This window comes from Priestia sp. SIMBA_032 (assembly GCF_046535215.1).
GTDB classification, from domain to species: domain Bacteria; phylum Bacillota; class Bacilli; order Bacillales; family Bacillaceae_H; genus Priestia; species Priestia aryabhattai.
The window spans coordinates 1-262 of record NZ_JAWRXD010000902.1 but is presented as its reverse complement, the minus strand read 5'-3'; the positions used below and the strand labels follow the sequence as shown (position 1 = coordinate 262).

General features: G+C 31.3%; 1 protein-coding gene. It reads left to right on the top strand.

Features of this window, described 5'->3' with window-relative positions; genetic code table 11:
• On the top strand, positions 1-262 hold a 262-nt coding region (locus SB717_RS36935), incomplete at both ends, for an ABC transporter substrate-binding protein (RefSeq protein WP_410908056.1).

Here is a 262-nt window from a genome sequence, read left to right as displayed (position 1 = left end):
AGCGGCAAACCCTGACCTTGTAATCGTTGGTCAAAGATTTGCTGACCATTACGAAGAAATCAAAAAATTAGTACCAAATGCAGCAGTTATTGATCTTAATTTTGATGTTTCTGAGAAAGCTACTAAGCCTGGCGAAAACTTAGTAAAAGGACTTAAAGATTCTACAATTACTTTAGGAAAAATCTTTAATAAAGATAAAGAAGCTAAACAATTAGTAGCTGATTTTGATAAATCTATTGAAAAAGCAAAATCTGCTTATAAC